Annotated in this window: 20 protein-coding genes; 15 read left to right on the top strand and 5 right to left on the bottom strand. The window is 62.1% G+C overall.

Annotation, left to right across the window (positions count from 1 at the left end):
- Window positions 1–680 precede the first annotated feature (680 nt).
- From EJ576_RS25040 to EJ576_RS25015, 6 genes are read left to right on the top strand one after another with little or no spacing between them, the layout of a single operon-like run.
- Window positions 681–3,074 carry a TonB-dependent siderophore receptor gene (locus EJ576_RS25040; protein ID WP_126571390.1) on the top strand — a complete coding sequence of 798 codons (2,394 nt, stop codon included), beginning with the start codon at window positions 681–683 and terminating at the stop codon, window positions 3,072–3,074.
- A gap of 16 nt (window positions 3,075–3,090) precedes the next feature.
- Entirely contained in the window at window positions 3,091–4,056 is a 966-nt protein-coding gene (locus EJ576_RS25035; protein WP_126571389.1) for an amino acid ABC transporter permease, read from the top strand.
- Complete coding sequence (locus tag EJ576_RS25030; RefSeq protein WP_126571388.1) at window positions 4,049–4,822, top strand: amino acid ABC transporter ATP-binding protein; 774 nt, start codon at window positions 4,049–4,051, stop codon at window positions 4,820–4,822. The genes EJ576_RS25035 and EJ576_RS25030 overlap by 8 nt, the downstream gene beginning before the upstream one ends.
- An 18-nt stretch (window positions 4,823–4,840) precedes the next feature.
- On the top strand, window positions 4,841–5,764 hold the full coding sequence (locus EJ576_RS25025) for an ABC transporter substrate-binding protein (RefSeq protein ID WP_126571387.1): 924 nt from the start codon (window positions 4,841–4,843) through the stop codon (window positions 5,762–5,764).
- A 12-nt stretch (window positions 5,765–5,776) separates the two neighbouring features.
- Window positions 5,777–7,360 carry an FAD-dependent oxidoreductase gene (locus EJ576_RS25020; RefSeq protein WP_126571386.1) on the top strand — a complete coding sequence of 528 codons (1,584 nt, stop codon included), beginning with the start codon at window positions 5,777–5,779 and terminating at the stop codon, window positions 7,358–7,360.
- A gap of 11 nt (window positions 7,361–7,371) precedes the next feature.
- Window positions 7,372–7,806, top strand: coding sequence for a RidA family protein (locus EJ576_RS25015; protein ID WP_122726345.1), 435 nt, complete (start codon window positions 7,372–7,374; stop codon window positions 7,804–7,806).
- A 3-nt stretch (window positions 7,807–7,809) separates the two neighbouring features.
- Here EJ576_RS25015 and EJ576_RS25010 read toward each other — a convergent pair whose 3' ends face one another.
- Window positions 7,810–8,187: a c-type cytochrome gene (locus EJ576_RS25010; RefSeq protein ID WP_218570338.1), complete on the bottom strand. Its 378-nt coding sequence runs from the start codon at window positions 8,185–8,187 to the stop codon at window positions 7,810–7,812.
- 298 nt (window positions 8,188–8,485) lie between these two features.
- Between EJ576_RS25010 and EJ576_RS25005 the strand changes: the two genes are divergently transcribed.
- Window positions 8,486–9,859 carry an LLM class flavin-dependent oxidoreductase gene (locus tag EJ576_RS25005; protein WP_126571384.1) on the top strand — a complete coding sequence of 458 codons (1,374 nt, stop codon included), beginning with the start codon at window positions 8,486–8,488 and terminating at the stop codon, window positions 9,857–9,859.
- Here the strand turns inward: EJ576_RS25005 and EJ576_RS25000 are convergent.
- From EJ576_RS25000 to EJ576_RS24990, 3 genes are all read right to left on the bottom strand, one after another.
- Entirely contained in the window at window positions 9,828–10,652 is an 825-nt protein-coding gene (locus EJ576_RS25000) for a 5'-nucleotidase, lipoprotein e(P4) family (protein ID WP_126571383.1), read from the bottom strand. The two genes, EJ576_RS25005 and EJ576_RS25000, sit on opposite strands and share 32 nt — an antisense overlap.
- Window positions 10,653–10,697: 45 nt before the next feature.
- Window positions 10,698–11,894, bottom strand: coding sequence for a DUF1835 domain-containing protein (locus tag EJ576_RS24995; protein ID WP_126571382.1), 1,197 nt, complete (start codon window positions 11,892–11,894; stop codon window positions 10,698–10,700).
- A 170-nt stretch (window positions 11,895–12,064) separates the two neighbouring features.
- Entirely contained in the window at window positions 12,065–12,778 is a 714-nt protein-coding gene (locus EJ576_RS24990) for a hypothetical protein (RefSeq protein ID WP_122726354.1), read from the bottom strand.
- A gap of 163 nt (window positions 12,779–12,941) precedes the next feature.
- On the opposite strand from EJ576_RS24990, the gene EJ576_RS24985 reads away from it, so the two are divergent.
- The 8 genes from EJ576_RS24985 to EJ576_RS24950 all read left to right on the top strand — a co-directional run bounded on the left by EJ576_RS24985 (window position 12,942) and on the right by EJ576_RS24950 (window position 20,482).
- Window positions 12,942–13,619, top strand: coding sequence for an ATP-binding cassette domain-containing protein (locus EJ576_RS24985; RefSeq protein WP_122726357.1), 678 nt, complete (start codon window positions 12,942–12,944; stop codon window positions 13,617–13,619).
- Window positions 13,616–14,407, top strand: coding sequence for an iron export ABC transporter permease subunit FetB (gene fetB / locus EJ576_RS24980; protein ID WP_122726359.1), 792 nt, complete (start codon window positions 13,616–13,618; stop codon window positions 14,405–14,407). The genes EJ576_RS24985 and fetB overlap by 4 nt, the downstream gene beginning before the upstream one ends.
- Before the next feature lie 420 nt (window positions 14,408–14,827).
- Window positions 14,828–15,448 (top strand): glutathione S-transferase family protein, encoded by a 621-nt coding sequence (locus tag EJ576_RS24975; protein WP_126571381.1) that lies wholly within the window; start codon window positions 14,828–14,830, stop codon window positions 15,446–15,448.
- Window positions 15,449–15,466: 18 nt separating this feature from the next.
- Complete coding sequence (locus tag EJ576_RS24970) at window positions 15,467–16,387, top strand: LysR family transcriptional regulator (protein WP_126571380.1); 921 nt, start codon at window positions 15,467–15,469, stop codon at window positions 16,385–16,387.
- On the top strand, window positions 16,387–17,271 hold the full coding sequence (locus tag EJ576_RS24965; RefSeq protein WP_126571379.1) for a LysR family transcriptional regulator: 885 nt from the start codon (window positions 16,387–16,389) through the stop codon (window positions 17,269–17,271). The genes EJ576_RS24970 and EJ576_RS24965 overlap by 1 nt, the downstream gene beginning before the upstream one ends.
- A gap of 79 nt (window positions 17,272–17,350) precedes the next feature.
- A complete protein-coding gene (locus tag EJ576_RS24960; protein ID WP_126571378.1) occupies window positions 17,351–18,283 on the top strand; it encodes a pyridoxamine 5'-phosphate oxidase family protein in 933 nt (310 codons plus the stop codon).
- Window positions 18,284–18,631: 348 nt separating this feature from the next.
- Window positions 18,632–19,972, top strand: coding sequence for a sorbosone dehydrogenase family protein (locus EJ576_RS24955; protein ID WP_126571377.1), 1,341 nt, complete (start codon window positions 18,632–18,634; stop codon window positions 19,970–19,972).
- Between the two features lie 87 nt (window positions 19,973–20,059).
- Complete coding sequence (locus tag EJ576_RS24950) at window positions 20,060–20,482, top strand: RidA family protein (RefSeq protein WP_126571376.1); 423 nt, start codon at window positions 20,060–20,062, stop codon at window positions 20,480–20,482.
- On the opposite strand, the gene EJ576_RS24945 is transcribed toward EJ576_RS24950, so the two are convergent.
- Window positions 20,457–21,944 (bottom strand): aldehyde dehydrogenase family protein, encoded by a 1,488-nt coding sequence (locus EJ576_RS24945; RefSeq protein ID WP_126571375.1) that lies wholly within the window; start codon window positions 21,942–21,944, stop codon window positions 20,457–20,459. The genes EJ576_RS24950 and EJ576_RS24945 overlap by 26 nt on opposite strands.
- Window positions 21,945–21,981 lie beyond the last annotated feature (37 nt).

Here is a 21,981-nt window from a genome sequence, read left to right as displayed (position 1 = left end):
AATGCGCAGGCTTCAACGATTCGGTCGGCTACTAGGCCGCCGCGCTTTGCTTTTGATCGTGATCTTGATCTTAGGCGCCCCGTCAAACACGCTGGCCGGAATTCGGCAGGGATTTGGGGGGTAAACCGGCAGGGATGCCGGTTTAGCCGCCCCGCGCCATGGATGGCGCGTGGCGGCGGCCCCCCAAATCACTGTCGGATTACGGGCACACCGAGCCTAGGCGAGGTGCCGAGTGTTGGGGCAAGAGCGTTTTGCTTACTTTGCCGCTTTTGCAAAGTGAGCCGCCGTAAGGGCGGAACCATAAGCGGCCGTTACCGCAACAACGGATATGTACTCATGCCCAGTTTCAAAAAAACATTACCAATACGAATAAAATATCTAACAAATAATGAAATCTAAGAATATTAGCTTATACCCAAATAGCATTATATTTTTAAAATTCATTCCGTTATGTTTGAACTCAACAGCCTACCCCTGACCTCGGATGGTACCAATCTAGATTCGGATTCTGCGCTGCCACCCCGCAGCAGAATCGTTGGAAGGGAGTTCAACGTATGTTGCCAATTCAAACCTCGCCCCACACCTAGCCCCAAATCGCCCTGACCCCCCAGAAAAAACCCGAGCACCACGCCCACCCGCGTGACTGCCCGACTTCGCGATTTGGAAACGCAGGAATGCATATGAAGCGAGCCCTACAACCCACCGCCGCACTGGCCCTGGCCATCCTGGCCAACACCGCCCAAGCCCAGGACGACAGCACCCTGTCCACCGTAGTGGTCACCGGCAACCGCGGCGCCGAGCAACGCACCGTCACCAGCAGCCCGGTGCCGATCGATGTAGTCAGCGCCAAGCAATTACAGAACACCGGCAAGCCCGGCCTCATGGAAGCCCTGAGCGCCGTGATCCCGTCCCTGACCCTGCCGGAAAAAACCGGTTGGGATGCCAGCGGCATCGCCCGCGCCCCCAACCTGCGTGGCCTGAGCGCCGCGGAAGTGCTGGTGCTGGTCAACGGCAAGCGCCGTCATACCGCTGCCACCCTGAACATCAACGGCATCAACACCGGCGCAGCCCCGGCCGACCTTGACCTGATCCCCATCAGTGCCATCGACCACGTGGAAGTCCTGCGCGACGGCGCCGCCGCCCAATATGGTTCCGATGCCATCGCCGGGGTGATCAACGTGATCCTCAAGGCCGACACCAGCGGCACCTCGGTGACCAACGTGGGCCAGGGGTATGACGGCAAGAAACAGACCGTGCAGCAAAGCCTCAACAAGGGTTTCGAGATCGGCAACGGCGGCATTGTCCAACTGGCCCTGGACGCCCGCAGCCAGAATGACGACAACAAGGCCAGCGCCAATGGCTACACCTACGCGCAAGCCTACGAGCAAGCTGGGCGGTCGACTTATGGTGGCTACGGCACACCCAAGACCAACCTGCTGACCCTGGGCTACAACGCCGAGCTGCCGATCGATGACAGCTTCAGCCTGTACTCCTTCACCACCTATTCCCGCCGCAAGGCCGAGCAAGGCCAGAACTTTCGCCTGCCGACCATCACCAACACCATCACCACCGGGCCGAACGGTTATCCCGCTGGCTACACGCCGACCTGGTTCATTGATGAAGACGATTTCCAGGCAGCATTCGGTGGCAAAGGCACGGCAGGCGAGTGGGACTGGGACCTGTCCACCACCTACGGGCGCAACGACGCGGAGCAGGGCACCACCCACAACCAGAACCCGTCGTTGGGCGAGGCCACGCCGAATCACTTCACCTCCGGCACCTGGATTTCCACCGAGCTGACCACCAATCTCGACTTCAAGCGCGGCTTCGATATCGGCCTGCAAAAGCCGCTGGATGTGAGCTACGGTTTTGAACATCGGCGCGACACCTACGAGGTGCGGGCCGGCGATTATGAGTCCTACGCCAACGGCGGCTACTGCGTGGCGCCGGGCAACTGTGCGTCGTCGGGCGCGCAGGTCACCAACGGCATTTCGCCGGATGAAGAAAGCAGCGCGTCACGCAACAGCCTGGCCAGTTATGTCGATGTGGGCTTCAACCCGGTGCCGGATTGGTACGTTGGCACGGCATTCCGCTACGAGCACTACAATCAGGGCGTCGGCGCCACCCGCAGCGGCAAGCTGACCACCCGCTATGATTTCACCCCGCAGTTCGCCGTGCGCGCCACTGTCAGCAACGGCTTCCGCGCGCCGTCCCTGGCCAACAGCCTGTTCAGTGCGCGCTCCACCACGTATGGCGTGGTGGACGGCGTGTACCAGTCGATCAACTACGGCGTGTTGCCGGTGGGCTCAGCTGCCGCCCAGGCCCTCGGCGCCCAGGAGTTGAAGCCGGAGCGCTCAACCAACTTCAGCCTCGGTTTCACCCTCACGCCCACTGATCGCCTGAGCTTCACCGCCGATGCCTATGTGATCAACCTGCGCGATCGCATCACGCTCACTGGCACCTTGCTCGGCCCCGAGATCACCCAGGTATTGCAGAACAACGGCATCAACTCCACCTCCGGCGGCCAGTACTTCATCAACGGCGCCGACACCCGCACCAAAGGCCTGGACCTGGTCAGCAACTACAGCCAGGACCTCGGCCAGTACGGCGCGGTGAAGTGGACCGCCGCGTTCAACTGGAACCAGACGCGGATCCTCAACTACAAGGAGTCCACCAATATCCTGGGCACGTCCTACGAGTTGATGAACCGCGAGGCGCGCAACCTGATCACCGGCGTGCAGCCCAGCACCAAGCTGATCCTCGGCGGAGACTGGAGCATCGATCGCTTCAACCTCAACCTGGCCCTGACTCGCTACGGTTCCTACAAGGAAGTGAACGCGTCGGCCAATCGCGACCTGGACCGTATCTACAGTGCCAAGTGGATCACCGATCTCGACCTTGGCTACAACCTCACCAAAGACCTGAATATCGCTGTTGGCGCCAAGAACCTGTTCGATATCTACCCCAAGAAACAAGGGGTGCCGAGCAGCACCATGGTCAGCAGCTACGGCGTCTATTCGCCCTACGGTTTTACCGGCGGGTACTACTACACCCGCTTGACCTATGCCTTCTGAGGCCGAGGAACACACCATGCCCATCGTCGCCAAATCCTATGACCTAATTGACTCGCCCAGCCCGGTGCGCCAGGCCCGTGTCTCTACGCCGATCAAGGCCCTGCAAGTGGTGCCCGCGCGGCATCCCTGGCGCTGGGCCGGGTCGATCTTCGCGGCGCTGGTGCTGCTTGGCATCGTGCATTCCCTGGCCACCAACCCGCGCTGGGAGTGGGGTGTGTTCGGCCAGTGGTTTTTCTCGCCGTCGGTGCTGCGTGGGCTGGGGCAGACGCTGTTGCTGACGCTGTTGAGCACGGTGTTCAGCATCATTCTCGGCACGGCGCTGGCGTTGGCGCGACTGTCGGGCTCGCCGCTGCTGGCGGCGTTGGCCTGGGGCTATATCTGGTTCTTCCGCTCGATGCCGGCGTTGCTGGTGCTGATCATCCTGTACAACTTTGCCTACCTGTATGACCACATCGTGCTCGGCGTGCCGTTCACCTCGGTGGTGTTCGCCGAGTGGTCCACCGTGGACGTGCTCAGCCAGTTCACCGTGGCGGTGTTGGGGTTGAGCCTGATGCAGGCGGCATACGCGGCGGAGATCATTCGCGGCGGGCTGATCGGTGTGGACGCCGGCCAGCATGAAGCCGCTGCGGCCCTGGGTCTACCGGCCTCGCGCCGTATCTTCCGGATTATTCTGCCCCAGGCGCTGCGTTCGATCCTGCCGTCGGGTTTCAATGAAATTATCGGCCTGGTCAAGGGTACCTCGATTGTCTATGTGCTGGCCTTGCCCGAGCTGTTCTACACCGTGCAGGTCATCTACAACCGCACCCAGGCGGTGATCCCGCTGCTGATCGTGGCGACGGTCTGGTACTTGATCATCACCACAGTGCTGACCAGCGCGCAGTACTACGTCGAGCGCCATTTCGCCCGTGGCACCGCACGGGTGCTGCCGCCCACGCCGTTGCAACGCCTACGCGGTTGGTTGAAGGAGAAAACCCATGGCTGAAGCACGCGCCGGGCGCATTCAGATCCAGGGCGTGGGCAAGCGCTTTGGCAACCAGCAGGTGCTCAAGGACATCGATCTGACGATCGATCCGGGCAAGGTCACGGTGATCCTCGGGCCGTCCGGCTCGGGCAAGTCCACCTTGCTGCGCACCATCAACCACCTGGAAAAGATCGACAGCGGGCATATCACCATCGACGGTGAATACGTCGGCTATCGCCGCAAGGGTGACCTGCTCTACGAGCTGAAAGAGCGCGAAATTCTCAAGCGTCGCATCGATGTGGGCTTCGTGTTCCAGAACTTCAACCTGTTCCCGCACCTCACCGCCTGGGAGAACGTCGCTGAGGCGCCCCTGGCCCACAAGCGCTGGACCAAGGCCGAGGCCCCAACCAAGGCGGCCGAGCTGCTGGCCAAGGTGGGTCTGGCGGACAAGGTCGATGCCTACCCGCGCCAGCTCTCCGGCGGCCAGCAACAGCGTGTCGCCATCGCCCGCGCTTTGGCGCTGGACCCCAAAGTGCTGCTGTTCGATGAACCCACCTCGGCGCTCGACCCGGAGCTGGTGGGCGAAGTGCTCGATGTGATCAAGGGCCTGACCCAACTGGGCGTGACCCTGGTGATCGTCACCCACGAAATCGGCTTTGCCCGTGAAGTGGCCGATCACGTGGTGTTCCTCTGCGACGGCCAGTTGATCGAAGAAGGGCCGCCCGAGCAGATTTTCCGCCAACCCCGACATCCCCGCGCCAAAGCCTTTCTCGGCAAGGTGCTTTAGTTCAAGGAGTGACTGCCCATGATTATCTCTACCGCTCGTATCGTCCTGTTGACGCTGGCCGTCAGCACCGCACAAAGCGCATTCGCCGTGCAACAGGTCGACCTCAGCCCCGACCGTGCGCGCATTCATGTACCGCGTAACGAAGCGGCCATCGCGCAGATCCCGCCGGGCTTCAAGTTCGCCCAGCCGGGCAAGTTCACCGTGGCCGTGTCCGGTGTGGCCGGGCCGCCTCTGGCACTGCTGGCCAGCGATGACAAAACCACCATCGGCAGCGAGGCCGACACTGCGCAGCTGGTAGCCGATAGCCTGGGCCTGCAACTCAACGTGGTGCAGACCAGCTGGGAAGACTGGCCCCTGGGCGTCAGCTCGGGCAAGTACGATGCGGTGATCAGTAACGTCACGGTGACCGAGGCGCGCAAGAAGCGCTTCGACTTCGCGACCTACCGCCAGGACGTGCTCGGGTTTTATGTGAAGAGCACCAGCAAGATCAGCGCGATCAAGCAGGCCGAAGATATTGCCGGGCTGAAGATCATCGTTGGCTCCGGCACCAACCAGGAAAAGGTCCTGCTGGCCTGGAACGACGCCAATGAACAAGCCGGCCTCAAGCCGGCGCTGTTGCAGTACTTCGATGACCAGGCCGCCGCGCAACTGGCGGTGCAATCCGGGCGCAGCGATGCGCTGTTCGGGCCTAACTCGGTGTACGCCTATTCGGCGGCAATTACCGGAGGTATCAAGCTTGTCGGCACGGTCAATGGTGGCTGGCCTTTAAAAGCGGATATCGCGGTGACCACGCGCAAGGACAACGGCCTGGTCAAGCCGATCCACACCGCCCTGGAAGGCGCAATTGCCGGCGGCCAATACGAACAGGTGCTGCAACGCTGGGGCCTGGATATCGAGCGCGTCGACCAGTCGTTGATCAACCCACCGGGCCTGCCGGATTAAGGAGCATCGAACATGGGACTGACACGACGTGAAGCGCTGTCGAGCATTGCTGCGGTAGGCGGCGAAAAGGCAGTCAAGGAGGCACTGGCGGCATTGGGCCTGGGGCCGTCGTCACACCGTCGCCCGCAACCGCTGAAACTCAAGGAAGGCCTGGGGCAGGGCACCCGCGTGCTGGTGTTGGGCGCCGGGATCGCGGGGCTGGTGACGGCACTGGAGTTGACCCGCGCCGGGTTCGAGGTGCAAGTGCTGGAGGCGCGTGACCGCGTGGGCGGCCGCACCTGGACGATCCGCAACGGCGATCGTGTGGATTACAAGGACGGCCGCACGCAAACCGCAACGTTCGAACAAGGGCACTACTTCAACGCCGGACCGGCGCGGATTCCCAGTCAGCATCGCACCATTCTCGACTATTGCAGCGAGTTGCGCGTGCCGCTGGAGGTGCTGGTCAACAGCAGCCATGGCGCCCAGGTGCGGCCGGATGTGAGCAAGCCGGCATTCACCGTCGGCCAGGCGATCAACGATGCGCGGGGGCATGTGTCCGGCTTGCTGGCCAAGGCGGTGCAGCGTGATGCCCTCGATGATGTATTGAGCGGTGAGGAACGCAGGCGATTGCTGGCGTTCCTGCAGGTGTATGGCGACCTGTCACAGGCGCTGGCCTTCGAGGGCACGATCCGTTCGGGGCACCTGGAATCACCTGCGCATCCCGGCGCCTTGCCCGCCAGTCGTAGCCCGTTGTCACTCGATCAACTGCTGCATCCGGAGCTGTGGGGCGCGTTGCTGCACACGGAGTTCCCGGAGTTCTCCGCCACCATGTTCCAGCCGGTGGGCGGTATGGACCGCATCACGGATGCCTTTTACCAGCGCGTCCGGGGCCAGGTGCAACTGGGCGCCCAGGTGCGACAGATCCGGCAATTGGAAGACGGCGTAGCCGTTACTTATCACGACAAGCTCAGCGGCCGCGAACAAGTGGTACGTGCCGATTACCTGATCTCGACCCTGCCGTTGCCGCTGCTGGCCAAGCTCGACACTGACTTCAGCGACCCGATCAAGGCCGCCTTGCTCAGCACCCGCAGCGACCAGGCAACCAAAGTGGCGTGGCAGTCGCCGCGATTCTGGGAAACCGACTACCGCACCTACGGGGGCCTGTCGTGGATCGAACACCCGGCGCGCCTGCTGTGGTACCCGAGCAACGACCTCAATACCCGCGAAGGCTTGCTGGTGGCGGGCTATGTGACCGGGGAGGGCGCCGACGTATTTGGTGCGCAACCGTTCGACCAGCAGTACGCCACCTCGAAAGAAGCTGTGGAACTGCTGCATCCCGGCTATTCCAAACACCTGCGCAACCCGTTGGCGGTGTCCTGGGAACAGATCCCCTACAGCGAAGGCCCGTGGCTGCAACGCGAACACTTCCCGGCCGACGCCAGCGCCTTGCTCGAAGCTGGCCACGGCCGTGTGTACTTCGCCGGTGATGGCCTGGTGCAAAGCGGCGTGGGCATCTGGCAGGAATCGGCGGCCAACTCGGCGCGCCATGTGGTCGGGCAACTGGCGGAACGGGTTACCCAACAACGGCACAGCGCGGCACTTGCCGCTTCATAAGGAGAGTCATCTTGAGCAACAGCATTCAACGTACCAGCGTCGGCGATTTCCCAATCTCGCAGACCGTCACCGTACCGGCTTCCGCCAGCCTGATTTTTGTCAGCGGCACCTTGCCTGATCTGCACGACGCAAACGCCCCGGCGGGCACGCCGGCCGCCTATGGCACTACCGAAGTGCAGACGGTGTCGGTGTTTAACAAGCTGCGCAAGATCTTGCGCCAGCAAGACCTGGACCTGGGCGATATCGTGCAGTTGCGGGTGTTCCTGGTAGGGGCCGAAGAGACAGGCGGCAAGCTGGATTTCGCCGGCTTGCAGGCGGGCTACACGCAGTTCTTTGGCACGCCTGAGCAACCGAATAAACCGGCGCGCACGGCGTTGCAGGTGGTGGCATTGCCGTTGCCTGGCGCGTTGGTCGAAGTGGAGGCGATCGCGGCAAGAGCGGTGTGAGACTCATCGACTTTTTGCAATCACACTGCTCATGTACTGGTTCAAATCGCGGAAGTCGTTAACCCTCCAAGCGAACGGCGCCAGCTTCACGCCGTTCTCTCGCAAGGTTCTTGGGATCAAGTCGCCATTGGGGCGAAGGATGATCGACGAGACAATAACGCCTGGATAATCATTCAGGCGTTTTTTGAACGCGGCGGTGGTCAGGTCGGGGGTGGGGGGATTGCTCTTGTTGGCCAAGGGGCCTGTTCCTTTGATATCGGCGCCGTGACACATCGCACACCGCTGGGAAAAGAGGGTTTTCCCGTTGAGGTTATCCGCGAAGGACAGTGAGGGCTGGGCCAGCGATAACAGGCCGAGCCAAGCGATAAGTACCCGTTTCATATCCATATGACCTTGTGGCTTGAATCAGATTGGGATCGAGGGAAGAACCTGATGCCAGCGCGTTGAGTTTGAAAGGTCGCCATTCTCCTTGTTTTGTCATGACCGTGTCCAAAGCCGCTTCAACGCCCCGCGACAGTGCTGCTGTTTGTTATGCCTGTTGCGAAGGTTTTTGCTGGGTTTAAATCAGTATTTTTAATAATTAGCATAGATCTACAAAGCCTTTCACAAGCCTCGCCCGCGGGCATTAAGGTCATTCTCCACAGGCCAGCACCGCGGCCATCCACGGAGGAATACCCTGATGCCCACCTCACCCCGGCAACTTAAATTCGGCGCCATTCTCACCGGTGTCGGCACTGCACAAAACGAATGGCTGCACCCGCAGATCCCCGGCGATGCCAGTGTGGATATCGACTGGTACCGCGCCCAGGCACAACAGGCAGAAGCGGCCAAGTTCGACCTGGTGTTCATTGTCGACAGCCCCTACATCACCCCGGATTCCGCGCCGCATTTCCTCAACCGCCTGGAGCCCTTGACGCTGCTCTCGGCCATCGCCGGGGCGACCTCGAAAATCGGCCTGGTGGCGACGCTCACAACCTCCTATACCGAACCCTTCAACGTGGCGCGGCAGTTTGCGTCCCTGGACCACATCAGCGGCGGCCGCGCCGGCTGGAACGTGGTCACCACCGGCTTGGAAGGCGCGGCCGGTAACTTTGGCCGCGAGCAACACATCGACCACACCGAGCGCTATCGCCGCGCAGCCGAACACCTGGAGGTGGTGCAGGGCTTGTGGGACTCCTATGAAGACGACGCCTTTGTGCGTGACAAGCAAACCAAGGTGTTCCTCGACCCGCAGCGCCAACACCGCCTCGATCACCACGGCGAGTTTTTCTCGGTCACCGGGCCGCTGAATATAGCCCGTTCAGCCCAAGGCCAACCGGTGATTTTCCAGGCGGGAATCTCCGAATCCGGGCGCAGCCTGGCGGCGAATTATGCCGAGGGGATTTTTGCCGGCGTGGGCAATTTCGAAGATGCCCAGGCGTACTACAGCGACATCAAAAAACGTACCGCCGCCGCTGGACGTAACCCTGATCACGTAACCATCCTGCCGGGTATTTCGCCAATCATTGCGGATACCGATGAGCAGGCCCAGGCCATCGACCGCGAGCGCAATGGCGAGCTGGATCTGCACAAAGCGTTGGTGCAGTTAGGCCGGCCATTCAATTACCACGACTTCAGCCAATATCCGTTGGATGAGCCGTTCCCGGAATTGGGTGACTTGGGCAGCAATGGCTATCGCGGGCATGCGGAGAACATCAAGCAAGTCTCCCGTGAACAGGGTCTGACGTTGCGTCAGGCGGCGCTGCGGTTTGCCAAGCCGTTTTCCAGTTTCGTCGGCTCGCCCAAGACCGTGGCGGATGAGATCGAGCGCTGGTTTGTGGAGGGCGCGGTGGATGGGTTCAACATCCATGTGGGCGCGCCGGAGGACTTTGCGCGGTTTACCGATCAGGTGCTGCCGCTGTTGCGCGAGCGCGGGTTGTTTCGCAGTGAGTACAGTCACAGCACGTTGCGCGGGCACCTGGGGCTGCCGGTGCCGGTGAATCGGCATACGGCGGCATCCCAGGCCCGTTCAGCCGCGCGCGCTACTCCTGCAACTGCAACGCCTGTTGCTTGAGCTTGCGCTTTTGCTCAAACGGCAACTTCTCATCATCCCCATACGGCGCGCTGTACCAGTTGCCATACGTCGGGTTGGGCAACAGAAACCAGCGCTGCCCCAGCCAGTTCACATAAGGCGCCACGGCCTTGCGTTGATCCGCGACGGTGTTGTGCTCGGCCTGGACGAAATCCCCCAGGGAATCACCGGCCATCAACAACACGCGGGCATGGGCGGCGACCCATTGGCGGCGGCAGTTCTTGCCGTAGCCGGCGCTTTCGCAATGGCCGGTGGGCGTGCTGGCGGCGAGGACATGTACGTCGCTTTCCACCGGGAAACCGCGCAGGCGCAGGTTTTTCACGGTGGCGGCGACCTGGCTGTGTTCACGGTTGGTCAGGTAGTAGACCGCGATACCTTTCTGCTGGGCCGCTTGCACGAAGGCGACTGCGCCGGGCAATGCCTGGGCCTTGGCCTGGTCGACCCAGGTGTTCCAGCGGTCGTAGGAATAAACCTGGTTGTTGACCACATCGCGGGCATTGAGCGGCACGTTGTCCAGCAGGGTTTCGTCGATATCGACCACGACCGCCGGCGGCAACCCTTTGAGGTTGCGCGGGGGGAAGGGCAGGGCGTCCCAGGTCGGATCAGCCAGCGCCACGTCGAGTTGGCGGGTGGCATTGGCGAAGAGCTGACGGTAGATCAGCTCATGCTCGATGGACGTCTGTGTCCAGAGCACGGCGTCGAGTTGGTCGTTGGCTGGTGGCGTTTGTTGGCAGCCCGCCAGCAGGCAGAGGCTGGCGAAGATCAGGTTACGCATGGACAATCTCGCAGATGAAAGTTGGATGGGCGCACATTAGCCTAATCACGGGCGCCATACAGGCAGGATGTTTTCATCAATCGCCCAATGAGGCTGGCCAGGTCGCAGGCATACACCCCCCACCCATCGCGCATGACAGGCATGATCCCGCCAGTGGGCATGACCGTTCAGCACGGTTTGCCCCAGCGCAGTCAACGCGAGCACCTGGCGTGGCCATTCCAGGTGCGTCTCGGTGGCTGTCAGCAAAGGGTTGTCGCCATCGATCAGCGGCCGCAGCAGCGCGTGAAACATCATGTCCCCCAGAAACGGTAGCGGTTCACGCTTGGCCATCAACTCTGCAAAGACCCGGCCGAATGGCGTTGGCCCAGCCTCGGCGAGGTACGTCAGGGCCAGGCGTTCGGTCAGCGACAGCCCATCGCGCAGACCGGGCAACTCCTGCAACTGACGCAACAGCGCCGGGGCCAGCAACGGCAAGGCGGGATGGCTGCCATGGGCCAATTGCGCCCACTTGACTGGCGAGCTGTCGCAATACGCCGACCAGGCCTCTTTGGCGAGTTGCACGGCGTCATCATCGATCAAGCGCCGTTGCGGCCACAGCCACGCCAACACATCCGGCGCCAGTTGGCCGATGCCGATAAAACGCTGCACGCCGGGAATGCGGTCGACCTCGATCAGTTCCAGCTTGCGCGGTGCTTGCTCAAGACCCGCCAGTGCGCGAACCAGGAACAGTTGGTCATAGGCATCCGCTTCGCACCACAGCACACTGTGATCGGCGCTGGCCAAGGCTTCGAGGTGGTCGTATTCAGCGTCGACACGACGTGCCGCATCAGCTTCATCGATGGCAAAGGCCTGGCTGATAAAAGCGCTGCGCATGGCGCGGAAGGCTTGGCTGGGCAAATCGCGGACCGGGCCCATGCACAGCGGGTCGGTGAGCATCCGAAACTGTCCCTTGAACCCCGCCAGCTGAAGGCTGTGGGCAATGTCATTGCCGCAGCGCCAATGGGTGGTGCGGGCTTCGTCGCTAGCGGTAAAGTCGGGGTGGCGGGCGGCGAAGTCGATAGCATCGATATGCGCCTTGAGCTTTGGCCAACTGCTGAAACCCAGCTGCTTGGCGATTTCCCATTGGGCCAGGGACAAGGTCGCGTTCGGGTCTTGGGCTTTGAGGCGTGGCAGCAGTTCCTTGGCACGCTTGCGCTGCTGTTCAAGGTTGAGGCGGCCATCGGAATTGAAGTGGCGGGACATACGATCTCCTTGCACAAACCTTTTCCGCTTCAAGGTGGGGAGTCGTAGAAAAAAGAGGGTGTTGCAGTGTCTTGGGCGCAGCCCTTTCCGCGGAAGGTGGCGTAGAGAGCGCCAGGCGGGAAATATAGGCAGTGCTGCGCCCGATTGCAAATGTCCGGCTCCCACAGGGGTCAGTCGGGCTTTTTCAGCAGCGTAGTGGGCCCTGTGGTCGAACGAATACGGTCTTTGGGGACTCGGCGTTTCTGAAACTGGATTTCGCCGCTCTCCCCGTGTTTTTCCACCAGATACAACATATCGTCGCTTTCGCCGACGATACAGGCCGTGACCACATCGAGGTTGTTGAGCTGGAGGATTGATGGCGTGCAATCCTGAATCTCTTCGTAGGCCCTCAGCTTGCCATGTGCCATCGACTGCGCGTACGCCAGCGACCAGATGATCCAGGCGAAAAATGCCAGAAGACTGATCAGCAGTGCGCCGGATATCGGCGTCGTGGCTTTTCTGTAGCTCTTCTCCAGCCTGCGCAGCATTCGATAGCGACGTGTGTGGGTGCCCAATTCCCGAGTGGGTAAAACACGGTCAGGGTTTTCGGTGAAGTACATCAGGCAGGCGAAAACCAGGACCGCTGCGGTGAAGATAAGCAAGGCAGCCAGTTTGACCAGAATGTCGTTTCCGCCGTACACCACGTAGTGATAAGTGTCGTAGCCGAGACGGTTAACGGGCACGCCGAGCTCGTTGTTATACGTTTCCAGATAGGCGTAGCCGTTTGAGTAAAACAGCGCGAACAACAGCAGCATGATCGGCAGGCTTTGACGCTTTATCAGTCGCCACAACCACGCTGCGCTCAAGCGGGAAACGGGGGCATCGGATGCTTTCTGTTCGTCCATGAGGGCTCCTTTTTATAGGAGCGCGAGTCTAGCGAGCAGGATGTGCTTTGCCCAGGCCGTCTGCGCGCATCGGGTCATGCACATAAGTTTGAATTTTTTGAATGAAATCCCGGCGAGTGTGCCTCACCATTGCACCGTCCAGATTGAGAGGAACACCGCGTCCATGAGCGCACTGATCGAAACCCGCGCCCTCACGCGCATGGACGAGCGCCGCCACGTGGCCTTGCTCCAGCCCACCGATTTCACCTTGAATGCCGCCGATCGCGTGTCGATCACCGGCTCATCCGGCTCCGGCAAAAGCGTGTTCCTGCGCGCACTCGCCCTGCTGGATGCGCCCAGTTCCGGGCAGATCCTGTGGAATGGCCAGCCGATTAACAACGCGCAGATTCCCCACTACCGCTGCCACATCAGCTACCTGTCGCAACGTCCGGCGCTGCTCGACGGCACGGTGGAAGACAACCTGCGTTTCCCCTTCAGCCTCAAGACGTCGCGCAAACGCCGCTTTGACCTTACGACGGTGACCACTCTGCTGGGCCACGCCGGCAAGAATCCTGACTTTCTGGCCAAGCGCGCCGCCGACCTGTCGGGCGGTGAGTCTCAGGTGGTTTCGTTGATCCGCACTCTGCAACTCAATCCCGAAGTGCTGTTGCTGGACGAGCCCACCGCCGCCCTCGACCCCACCTCATCCCGCGAAGTGGAAGCGCTGATCGACGCCTGGTTTGCCGGGGATCCCTCCCGCGCCTGTATCTGGGTCTCCCACGACCTGGAACAGGCGCGGCGCATGAGCGACATCCATTTGCAGATGAGCGCCGGTGTATTGAGCGCAGTGGCCCAGCCATGAACTATCAAAACCTCACCGCACTGGACATGGGCATCGCCGCGTCGCTGATCCTGATCAACGGTGCGCTTTCCCTGCTGCTGCGCCTGGGCCTGGAGCGCCAGTTGTTGTGGGCGGCGGTGCGCACCGTGGTGCAACTGCTGGCCATCGGTTACCTGCTGGGCTGGGTGTTCGAATTTGCTTATTGGTACGTGGTGCTGCCGTTGATGTGCGCCATGACCTTGATCGCCGGCATCTCGGCGGCGGGGCGCGGGCGGCGCACTTACCGGGGGCAGCGTGTGGACAGCATCCTGTCGGTGTGGGGCAGTTCGTGGCTGGTGACGGCGGTGGGCTTGTTTGCGGTGATTCGCATCCACCCGTGGTACGAGCCGCAGTATGCAATTCCGATCCTCGGCATGATCCTGGGTAACACCCTGACCGGCGTGTCCCTGGGGATCGAACGCATGACCCAGGAGCTGACCTCGGGCCGCAACGCCATCGAAATGATCCTGGCCCTCGGCGGCTCGCGCTGGGAAGCGGCGCAGGAAGCCATCCGCCAGGCCGTGCGCGCCGGGATGATCCCGACGTTGAACCAGATGACCGTGGTGGGCATCGTGAGCCTGCCCGGCATGATGACCGGGCAGGTGCTGGCGGGGGAGAGCCCGGTGGATGCGGTGCGGTATCAGATCGTGATCATGTTTCTGATTGCCGCAGCGTCGGCGCTGGGCACGGTAGGCGCGGTGCTGCTCACCTACCGACGGTTGTTTTCCGTGAGCCATCGGTTCTTGCGGGATAGGCTGGAAGAGCGTTGAAGCGCCATGACGAAAATCAACTGTGTGAGCTGTCGAGCCCGGCGAGGCTGCGAAGGCGACGGCACTGCTGGCATTTTTTTTCGCCTGAGGTACCGCTATCGCCGGCAAGCCAGCTCCTACAGGGGATCGGCTGTGTGGGCGGGATTTGAGCCACGACGAAGTTCAACTGTGGGAGCTGTCGAGCCCCGGCGAGGCTGCGAAGGCGACGGCACTGCTGGCATTTTTTTCGCCTGACCCGCCGCTATCGCAGGCAAGCCAGTTCCCACAGGGAACAAGCTCAGATGGCGAGATTTTTGATTGTGTCCCAGTGAGTGATTGTTTCGCCGGATGAAATGCTGGATTGTAAATCCTGGTGATTCCAACGGTCACGGCAGCGGTGGAACATGCGGGGGGTCGATAACCCCTTTTTTGGAGCCTTTCATGATCAAACTCTATGGTTTCCCGTTGTCCGGCCACTCCCATCGGGTCGAGCTGATGCTGTCTCTGTTGGGCCTGCCTACGGACGTTGTGCTGGTGGACCTCAAGCAAGGCGCGCACAAGGCCCCTGAATTTATTGCCACGGTCAACCCGTTCGGCCAGGTGCCGGCCATCGATGACAACGGTGTGGTACTGGCGGACTCGAATGCGATCCTCATCTACCTGGCGAACACCTATGGCAACGGCCAATGGTTGCCGAGCGACCCGGTGGGTCAGGCCCGAGTGCAGCGTTGGCTGTCGACCGCTGCCGGCCAACTGCACGCGGGGCCTGCGGCTGCGCGACTGGCCACAGTCTTTGGTGCCGACGTTGACACCGTCGCCGCCATTGCCCGTTCCCACGCCTTGCTGAAACTGGTGGAAGCGCAACTGAGCCAGAGCCGCTTCCTGGCCGGCGAGCAACCCACCATTGCCGATGTGGCTTTCTACACCTACACCGCTCACGCGCCGGAAGGCAATGTTGCGCTGACCGACTACCCTCATGTGCGCGCCTGGCTCGCCAGCATCGAGGCATTGCCGGGGTTCGTGGGCATGCCGCGCACGGCGGTAGGCTTGCAGTCGCAATAACTTTCTAGAGGCGTGCCGATGGACCGATTTCATGAAATGCAGGTATTCCTGGCCGTGGCCGAGGAGGAGGGCTTTGCCGCTGCCGCGCGCCGCCTGAAAACCTCGCCACCCAGCGTGACCCGCGCCATCGCCGCCATGGAGGAACGCATCGGCACCCAATTGCTGGCGCGTACCACCCGCAGCTTGCACCTCACCGAAGCCGGCCAGCGTTACCTGGAAGATTGCCGGCGCATCCTGGCGGAGCTCGATGAAGCCGAGGAAGCGGCGGCAGGCAGTTATTCCATCCCGTGTGGTCACCTGACAGTGACTGCGCCGGTACTGTTTGGCGAGCTGTATGTGGCACCGGTGCTGGGGGAGTACCTGGACCGGTTCCCCTTGGTGAACATCAACGCCTTACTGGTCGATCGCGTGGTCAACATGACCGACGAAGGTGTGGACGTGGCGGTGCGTATCGGTCACTTGCATGAACCGGGGCAGCAGGCGATCAAGGTCGGCGAAGTTCGCCGGGTGGTCTGCGCATCGCCGGCGTACCTCGAACAGCACGGGCGGCCTACGCATCCGTTGCAGTTGCGTGAGGCCAAGATCGCCACGTCGTCGTCCAGTTCCTTGGTGAGTGGCTGGGAATTTGTGGACGGCGGCCAACCCTTGACTGTGACCATCGAGCCACGTCTGGTGGTCACGGCGAACAATGCGGCCATCAACCTGGCGCGCCTGGGCTGGGGCATGACGCGGGTGTTGTCCTATCAGGTCGCAGCCGCGGTGGCGGCGGGAGAGTTGGAAATTATCCTTGAAGCCTATGAGTCGGCGCCGTTACCGATCCAGGTGGTGTTCCAGAAGAGCGGCCGGGTGCCGGCCAAGATCAACACCTTTGTCGACTTTCTTACCCATCGCCTGGGCCAGGACACCGCCCTGAACCCGGCGATGAAACGGCGCAGCTGATGGAGCGTTATCGCGATATGCAGTTGTTCGCCGCGCTGGCCGGGCAGCCGAGCCTGGCGTCGGCGGCGCGTGACGCACAGGTCTCCGGCCCGACCCTGGTACGCGCGATCGCCCGCCTGGAGGCGCGTTTGCGCGTGCCGTTGCTGGCGCGCAGCACGCGTGGCGTGAGCCTTACCGACGCCGGCAGCGCCTACCTGGCGGACTGCGTACGCCTGCTCGCTGCAGTGGACGCCGCTGAAGCCTCGGCCAAGGGGCTGCATGTGCAGGCCCAGGGCAATCTGCGGGTGTTTTTGCCGTTCCTGTTCAGCCGTTATGTGATGGCGCCGGTCCTGGCCGACTACTTGGACCGCTATCCCGAGGTGAACCTGATTGTCAGCTACCACGACTATTACCCGAACCTGCACGAAGAAGGGCTCGACGTCGCCATCCTCGTCGGTGAACTGCCCGACTCGTCATTGATCGCCCGGCCGCTGGGGCAGGTGCGGCATATTCTCTGCGCCAGCCCCGCCTATCTGGCTGTTCACGGCGAGCCTCAACGCCCGGACGATCTCAAGCAGCACCGGCTGATCGCCAGCGCCGATCAGGTGCATTGGGATTTCCAGGGCTATCAACTCAAGGCCCGTGCCCGTCTGGGCTGCGCCAGGGTACAGGGTGCGATTAATGCGGCGGTGCAGGGCGCGGGGTTGATTCGCTGCCTGAGTTATCCGGTGCACGAACACCTGCTGAGCGGGCAACTGCATCGCGTATTGCCGGATTTTGAACTGCCGCCACTGCCGGTGCAGGTGGTGTACCGCGAAGGTCGCAATGCACCGATGCGCGTGCGCAGCTTTGTCGACCACTGCGTAATGGCGCTGCGCGAACACCCGGCATTTCAGCTGGCGTAATAGTGGATTGCCTGGCGTGGTGATTCTCACGCCGGCTGGCAGGGTGCAGCATCGACACATCCAACCTGAGGTGCTTGCCATGAACCTGATCGAACAATCTCCCTGGCATGCCGGCGAACGGCACATACAAGAGGCGGTGGGCGTGGCCGACCGCATGGCCGTGGTCGGGCCGAAGGTGATCCGCGATCACCTGCCGGAACAGCACCGGGATTTCTATCCCTTGTTGCCTTACCTGATACTGGGTGCGGTGGACGAGCAGGGCATCCCTTGGGCGACGATGATCGAAGGCGCGCCAGGCTTTGCCCACTCGCCGGGCCCGCAGACCCTGCAGATCGACAGCCTGCCGTCCGCGACCGACCCGGCCCGCAACGCTCTGCGTGAGGGGGCAGCTGTCGGCCTGTTGGGCATCGACCTCAACACCCGGCGTCGCAATCGCATGAACGGCCGTGTGGGTGCACTCGATCACGATGGCTTTTCGGTCGACGTGGTACACACCTTCGGCAATTGCCCCAAGTACATCCAACTGCGCCCGGTCGATGGCATTGCCCGTAAACCCGGCACGGCGGTCGAACGCTTCAACGACTTGGACGCTGCCGCCCAAACCCTGATCCGCAACGCCGACACGCTGTTCGTCGCCAGCTACGTCGAGGTGGACGCTCAACGCTCGGTGGACGTTTCTCATAGAGGTGGCAACACGGGTTTTGTGCGGGTCGAAGGCAACGTGCTGACCATCCCCGACTTTGCCGGCAACCTGTTTTTCGCCACCCTGGGCAACCTGCAAGCCAATCCGGTGGCCGGGCTGTTGTTCATCGACTTTGAATCGGGCGATGTGCTGCAAGTGGCCGGGCGTACCACGTTGATCCTCGACGGCCCGGAAGTGGCGCTGTTCGAGGGCGCCCAGCGGTTGTGGACGGTGACGGTGGAACAGGTGGTGCGCCGCCCGGCGGCGTTGGCGTTGCGGTGGCAGTTCGCGGAGTTTTCGCCGTTCAGTCTGGCGATGGGGAGTTGGTAGGCGACGACGCCCAAATGTGGGAGCTGGCTTGCCTGCGATAGCGGAGTGTCAGGTGGCGTTGCTGTGACTGATACACCGCTATCGCGGGCAAGCCCGGCTCCCACGAGGGACTGCGTTGTCTAATGGAATGACGTGTGTGATCAGGCCACCGGGCATTCCCGGTTCGGCGCCTCATCGACCAACAACTGCGCAATCTCGACCATCTGCACCACCGCCGGCTCAGGCCCATAAAAAGGGCCTTCTATGCCATTCGTGCCCCCCGGTTAACAGTTAATTGCGCCACGGCCGGTGGTTACCCGCGCGTTATAGGGCAATACTCCCTCAGGTTTCTGCCCCGAGGTTTCCACCATGAATGTACCGAGCCGCCTTGCGCTCCTGATTGCCGCCGCCGCTGTTCTCAGTGCCTGTGGCGAAGCGTCCAAAATACCGTTCCAAGCCGGAGTCGGGCCTGCGCCGCAACTGCCCGAGCCCAGCACTTCTTTGATCCCTACGCTCAAGGTCTCCAAGGCCGTCGGCTGGTCTGACGGTGTGCAACCCACCGCCCCCCAAGGCTTCACCGTCACGGCCCTGGCCGATAACCTCGATCACCCGCGCTGGGTCTACACCCTGCCCAACGGTGATGTACTGGTCGCTGAAAGTAATCACCCGCCCATGCCCGAAGGCGCCACCGACGGCGGCACGGGTGTGATCGCCTGGGCACGGCGCACGGCGATGGGTGTGGTAATGGGGCGTGTCGGCGCGGATACACCGAGCGCCAATCGCATCACCTTGCTGCGCGATGCCGATCACGATGGGCATGCCGAAGTACGGACCGAGTTCTTGAGCGGCCTGATGTCGCCGTTCGGCATGGCGCTGGTGGGCAACGACTTGTATATCGCCAATGCCGACGCGGTGGTCAAGGTGCCTTACACCCCAGGCCAGACCCATATCGACGCCACTCCGGTGAAGGTCACCGACCTGCCGGCCGGCATCAACCATCATTGGACCAAAAACCTGCTGGCCAACCCCGAAGGCACCCGGCTGTATGTGACGGTGGGGTCCAACAGCAACGTCGGCGAAAACGGCCTCGACGCTGAAGAGGGGCGTGCCGCGATCTGGGAACTGGACGTGGCCAGCGGCGAGAAACGCCTGTTCGCCAGCGGTTTGCGCAACCCCAACGGCCTGGCGTGGAAACCGGGTTCTACCCAACTGTGGACGGTGGTCAACGAACGCGACGAAATCGGCAGCGACTTGGTGCCCGACTACCTCACTTCAGTGCAGGACGGTGCATTCTACGGTTGGCCGTGGAGCTATTACGGCAGCCACGTCGATGTGCGCGTCCAACCGCCACGCCCGGACAAGGTCGCCCAGGCTATCGCGCCGGACTACGCCCTGGGTACGCACGTCGCGCCGCTGGGCCTGACCTTTTCCGATGCGCGCGGCATGCCGGCTACCTTTGCCGATGGGGTGTTTGTCGGTGAGCACGGCTCCTGGAACCGTAACCCGCAAGCGGGCTACAAGGTGGTATTTATCCCGTTCAAGGAGGGCAAGCCGTCGGGTGCACCGGTCGACTTCCTCACCGGTTTTCTCAATGCCGAAGGCGAAGCGCAAGGCCGGCCGGTGGGTGTGACCCTGGACGGGCAGGGTGCATTGCTGGTGGCGGATGATGTGGGGAACACGGTGTGGCGGGTGACACAAAGCAAGCCCTGACCCCGATATGTTGCGGGATGTTGAACCGTCAGATTGAGCAATGCCTTTGGGTTAGCCTTGTTTTCCTACCGACAACAAGGAAGCCTCATGCAACGAAAGGTCATCAATCCCACGACGGTATTCAACTCCCTGCAATACGGCTTCAGCCAGGCCCTTGAGGTGCCACAGGGGCGGCGCATCATGCTGTCCGGCCAGGTGGGGGTGGATGCGGACGAGCGCACGGTCGGCCCAGGCATTGCCGAGCAGACCGCCGCTGCGCTGGACAATATCGACAAGGTGCTGGCCGAAGTCGGCGGTGATCTGTCCCATGTGATCATGCTGCGGCTGTATATCGCCGATTCCGCCCGCGACCAGCAGGAACCCATCGCACAGGCGCTGCGGCAGCGCTTCCCGCACAACCCGCCGCCGTCTTCGTGGATTATCGTCAGCGGGTTGTCGTTGCCGCAGTGGTTGATCGAGATCGAGGCGGAGGCGGTTGTTCCGTTCAGTACCGAATCATCACCGACTTGAGCTCGGTGTAATCCTCGATGAATGCACTGCCAAACTCCCGGCCTACCCCCGAAGAGCGATTCCCACCAAACGGCACCGCTGGTTCGAGCAGCGTGTGCATGTTCACCCACACGGTGCCGGCCTGGATTGCCGGCACCATGCGCAGGGCCTTGCCCAGGTCGTTGGTCCACAGACTGGCGCTGAGGCCGTAGGGGCCGTTGTTCATCAGTGCAAGCAGTTCGTCTTCGTTGTCGTAGGGCAGGAAGGTGGCGATGGGGCCGAAGGTTTCTTCGTTGAGCAGGGTGTCGTTGATGCTGTTGGCCAGGATCACCGTGGGTTCGACGTAGCAGCCGGGACGGTCAAGCAGGGTGCCACCATGGATGATCGTGTTGTTTTCGGCGCGGGCCTGGCTGAAGTAACCGAGCAATTTGAGTTGGTGCTGGTGGTGGGTGACCGGGCCGAATTCGGTGCGCTCATCCAGTGGCGAGCCGATGGTGAGGCGACTGAGGCGCTGGCTGAGCGTGTCCAACACAGCGTCCATTTGCGAACGATGCACGAAGAAACGCTCGGCCGCCGCGCAGATTTGCCCGGAGTGCAAAAAGCCCGCTTCGATGATGCCGTCCACCGCTTTGTCCACGTCCACATCGCGTAGGAAACCGGCGGCATTCTTGCCGCCCAGTTCCAGGGTCGCACGGGTGAGGCCGGCGCCCATGGCGCTGCGGCCGACAGCGATGCCCGTCGGCACGGAGCCGGTGAAGGATACTTTGTGGGTGCCAGGGTGTTCCACCAGGCCTTTGCCGACATGGCCGCCGCCCGTCAATACATTGAGCACGCCAGGTGGCAATCCGGCTTCGACGGCCAGTTCGGCGATGCGCAGAAGGGTCAGCGGCGTGAATTCGCTAGGCTTGATGATGATGCTGCAGCCGGTCACCAGCGCCGAGGCGAGTTTCCAGATGGCGATCATGGTGGAGAAATTCCACGGCACGATGCCCACGACCACGCCCACCGGTTCACGCAGGGTGAACGCGGTGTAGCGCTCGCCATTGAACGAGGGCAGCGACGGGGTAAGGGTCTGGCCGCTGAGCTTGGTCGCCCAGCCCGCGTAGTAACGCAGGAAGTGCGCGGCCTGGTCGACTTCGAACGCGCGGGCAATCTGGATGATCTTGCCGGACTGGCAGGTTTCAATCTGCGCCAGCTCTTCGCGGTTGCGTTCCAGCAAGTCCGCGAGCTTGAGCAGTACGTTGCCGCGTGTCGCGGGTAACGCCTGGGACCACAACTGAAAGCCACGGTTGGCGGAGTCCACCGCTGCGTCGATATCCGCCAGGTCCGCATCGGCCACCTGGGCGATCACGTCACCGGTGGCCGGGTTGGTCACGGCCAGGGTCTGGCTGGAATGGCTGCGCACGTTGACGCCGTCGATAAACAGCCCATGGCGCCGACGCAGAAAGGCTTCGACTTGGGGCAGTAGCGGGATATCACTCATGGCGGGTTCCTGGCAGTTCACAAAGGAAAGCCCGAGG

Origin of the sequence: Pseudomonas sp. C 49-2, assembly GCF_003970195.1 — a bacterium.
In the GTDB taxonomy this organism is placed as follows: Bacteria; Pseudomonadota; Gammaproteobacteria; order Pseudomonadales; family Pseudomonadaceae; genus Aquipseudomonas; species Aquipseudomonas canadensis.
This window is presented reverse-complemented; position numbering and strand designations above follow the sequence as displayed.

Bases quoted from the DNA above. Each gene is read 5' to 3' on its own strand.
- EJ576_RS24955 (WP_126571377.1), top strand. From the start codon at position 18,632: ATGAATGTACCGAGCCGCCTTGCGCTCCTGATTGCCGCCGCCGCTGTT.
- EJ576_RS25020 (WP_126571386.1), top strand. From the start codon at position 5,777: ATGGGACTGACACGACGTGAAGCGCTGTCGAGCATTGCTGCGGTAGGC.
- EJ576_RS24960 (WP_126571378.1), top strand. From the start codon at position 17,351: ATGAACCTGATCGAACAATCTCCCTGGCATGCCGGCGAACGGCACATA.
- EJ576_RS25035 (WP_126571389.1), top strand. From the start codon at position 3,091: ATGCCCATCGTCGCCAAATCCTATGACCTAATTGACTCGCCCAGCCCG.
- EJ576_RS24975 (WP_126571381.1), top strand. From the start codon at position 14,828: ATGATCAAACTCTATGGTTTCCCGTTGTCCGGCCACTCCCATCGGGTC.
- EJ576_RS24995 (WP_126571382.1), bottom strand. From the start codon at position 11,894: ATGTCCCGCCACTTCAATTCCGATGGCCGCCTCAACCTTGAACAGCAG.
- EJ576_RS24945 (WP_126571375.1), bottom strand. From the start codon at position 21,944: ATGAGTGATATCCCGCTACTGCCCCAAGTCGAAGCCTTTCTGCGTCGG.
- EJ576_RS25030 (WP_126571388.1), top strand. From the start codon at position 4,049: ATGGCTGAAGCACGCGCCGGGCGCATTCAGATCCAGGGCGTGGGCAAG.
- EJ576_RS25025 (WP_126571387.1), top strand. From the start codon at position 4,841: ATGATTATCTCTACCGCTCGTATCGTCCTGTTGACGCTGGCCGTCAGC.
- EJ576_RS24970 (WP_126571380.1), top strand. From the start codon at position 15,467: ATGGACCGATTTCATGAAATGCAGGTATTCCTGGCCGTGGCCGAGGAG.
- EJ576_RS24985 (WP_122726357.1), top strand. From the start codon at position 12,942: ATGAGCGCACTGATCGAAACCCGCGCCCTCACGCGCATGGACGAGCGC.
- fetB (WP_122726359.1), top strand. From the start codon at position 13,616: ATGAACTATCAAAACCTCACCGCACTGGACATGGGCATCGCCGCGTCG.
- EJ576_RS25000 (WP_126571383.1), bottom strand. From the start codon at position 10,652: ATGCGTAACCTGATCTTCGCCAGCCTCTGCCTGCTGGCGGGCTGCCAA.
- EJ576_RS25005 (WP_126571384.1), top strand. From the start codon at position 8,486: ATGCCCACCTCACCCCGGCAACTTAAATTCGGCGCCATTCTCACCGGT.
- EJ576_RS24950 (WP_126571376.1), top strand. From the start codon at position 20,060: ATGCAACGAAAGGTCATCAATCCCACGACGGTATTCAACTCCCTGCAA.
- EJ576_RS25010 (WP_218570338.1), bottom strand. From the start codon at position 8,187: ATGAAACGGGTACTTATCGCTTGGCTCGGCCTGTTATCGCTGGCCCAG.
- EJ576_RS24965 (WP_126571379.1), top strand. From the start codon at position 16,387: ATGGAGCGTTATCGCGATATGCAGTTGTTCGCCGCGCTGGCCGGGCAG.
- EJ576_RS25040 (WP_126571390.1), top strand. From the start codon at position 681: ATGAAGCGAGCCCTACAACCCACCGCCGCACTGGCCCTGGCCATCCTG.
- EJ576_RS24990 (WP_122726354.1), bottom strand. From the start codon at position 12,778: ATGGACGAACAGAAAGCATCCGATGCCCCCGTTTCCCGCTTGAGCGCA.